Consider the following 2,395-nt stretch of genomic DNA (forward strand, 5'->3'; position numbering starts at 1 on the left):
ATGATCAGGCGGCACTCCTCCGGCTTCAGCCGGTAGAGCAGCGACAGGATCATGGTGTTGATCGCCACCGACTTGCCCGAGCCGGTGGTGCCGGCGACGAGCAGATGCGGCATGCGGGCGAGGTCGACGATCACCGGCTCGCCGCCGATGGTTTTCCCCAAGCCCAAAGCGAGCTTGTGCTTGGAGCTCTCGAAATCCTGGCTCGCCAGCAATTCGCGCAGGAAGACGGTCTCGCGCTTGGCGTTGGGCAGTTCGATGCCGATGGCGTTCTTGCCCTGGACCACGGCGACGCGCGCCGCGATCGCGCTCATCGAGCGGGCGATGTCGTCGGCCAGCGCAATCACTCGCGACGACTTCGTGCCCGGCGCAGGCTCAAGCTCATAGAGCGTCACCACAGGGCCGGGGCAGGCCTGGACGATTTCGCCACGGACGTTGAAATCCTCCAGCACCCCCTCGAGAAACCCGGCGTTCTGCTGCAGGATTTCGGTGGGAACGGTGGCCTCGAAGGTCCGCGGCGGCTCGGCAAGAATCGTGATCGGCGGCAGCTCGAAGGCCGCCGGCCGCACCGGCTGCGACAGCGCCTGCGCGACAAGGCGGGTCGGCACGATGCGGGTTGGCTCAACGCGGGGAGGCTCGATGCGCGCGGGCTCGATGCGAGAAGGCTCGCTGCGAGCGAGCTTGATGCTGGAAGGCTCGATGCGAGACGGCTCGACGCGAGAAGGCTTGGCTGCCTGCTCCGCCCCGGTTTCGCGCATCTTGCGCGTGACGACGATCCCGCGGCCGGCAGCGGGGACAGCGTCGGCGGCAGGTGAAGCGTCGAGGACAGGTGAGACGTCCACGGCAAGCGGGACGGCGAGTGACGTGACAGGTGATGTGGTCGCGGTGGCCCTGCCCTCACCGGCATCGGGCCATGAGCGCGAGGATAGCTTGAGGCTGACAGTGTAGGCCTGGCTCGCGCTCGTCCAGCGCTCCATGGGATCGGCTGCCGGCAGGGTTACGGGAACAGCGACGCCCTTTCGGGGCGCGACAGGGTCCGCCTCGGCGAGCCCGAAGGGCGCCGTACTGGCCACAGCAGGCTCGGTCTTGTCGGCATGGTGCTCGACTTCGACGTCCTGCGGACGGCTTTCCGGCAAGAGCTCCCAGAAGGCGTGGTCGGAGATCAAGGCGAAGGGCGTCGAGGCAGCGCCATCCTCCGCTGGGGCCGCAGCATCCCGCACTGGGGCCGCAGCGGCCTCGGCCTCGCCGTCATGCAAGGCCTCGCCATCATGATGAGCGTAATCGGCCTCCGGCACCGCCGAGGGCAGCATTTCCGGCTCGGCCGGCTGCTTCAGCAGGCGGTCCGGCGTGCGCCAATAGCGCACCTCGCTGCGCTTCGACTGGCTCGGCTGCGATCGCGAAATCCCGGCCGGATTGTCGCCGCCGACGGATGCCGTGACCGCCGCAGGGCCGGCCAAAGCCCTTTGCGCTTGGCCCCCCTGCAGTTGGCCCCCCTGCGCTGGTGCCGGATTCAGGACCGGGTTTGCACGCCTGAGCCTGTTGGGTACCGGAACAGCCGGCAAGGCCTTGATCCCGGCCTTGTCGCGCGCCTCAGGATTGAGGGGCCGGTCGATGCGGGACCCAGGAAATCGCTCGGAAACGGCATCCTGCGGCAGGCTGTCAACGTCGAATTCAGGCATCGGATACCGCAGGTTTTGGAGATTTACTGACCGCCCACAGGCCTAGTCCGGCAGGGTTAAGAGGCGATAAATGTTCCCCTGCCGAGAGCGATTTCGCGCGGGACGGAGACCGGCTCGCATGAAGAAATCGCGTCAAAACAAAGAGTTGGAGCCATTGAGCGACCCGACTGGATCAGACCTTGCTCCAGATGCGCCGCAAGCCGGGCCTGGCCTGATCTCCCGGCCTGGTCTGCGACAGCCGAGATTGCCCGCGCGCTGCCGGCCTGGTCCTACGACCAGCGAAATGTTGACCCGCCCCCTTACACACGACCTGCAGCCGACACCGCCGTCAGCGGGCGGTCATGTCGCAGAAGTGGTGGACGAAGAGGGCCGCGAGCGGAGACAGCGTTCGGCCGCTCTTCTTCACGAGACTGATCTGCCTGACGAAACCAACGGCCTCGATCGCGCGCGCCTGCAATGTCGGATCGGCACGGATCTCCTGCGCCGAAGACGGCAGGATCGTGATGCCGAGCCCCGCCTGCACCATTCCGACAGCCGTCATCATATAGGTCGCCTCCCCGGCCGCTCGCGGGATCAGGCCGGCGGCGTGAAAGCCCGCCTCCACCACGGCGCGGACGCTGGTATCGGCAACTGTGTTGTTTGGTGTGTCATGCTTGGAAGGCTGTGTCAGTTTTGAGCATGGCGTTGAGGACGGTGAGGAGCTTTCTTGCGACGGCGAT

At 66.7% G+C, this 2,395-nt stretch carries 2 protein-coding genes; both read right to left on the bottom strand.

The window, feature by feature from the left end:
* Positions 1–1,454, bottom strand: a 1,454-nt coding sequence (locus BMZ97_RS30505) for a DNA translocase FtsK (protein ID WP_280141804.1), incomplete at its 3' end; no start/stop codon positions are given.
* Positions 1,455–2,004: 550 nt separating this feature from the next.
* Positions 2,005–2,395: LysR substrate-binding domain-containing protein (locus tag BMZ97_RS30510; RefSeq protein WP_244546683.1), on the bottom strand; the 391-nt coding region annotated here is incomplete at its 5' end.

Source organism: Allobosea sp. OK403, from assembly GCF_900113835.1.
Lineage (GTDB): Bacteria > Pseudomonadota > Alphaproteobacteria > Rhizobiales > Beijerinckiaceae > Allobosea.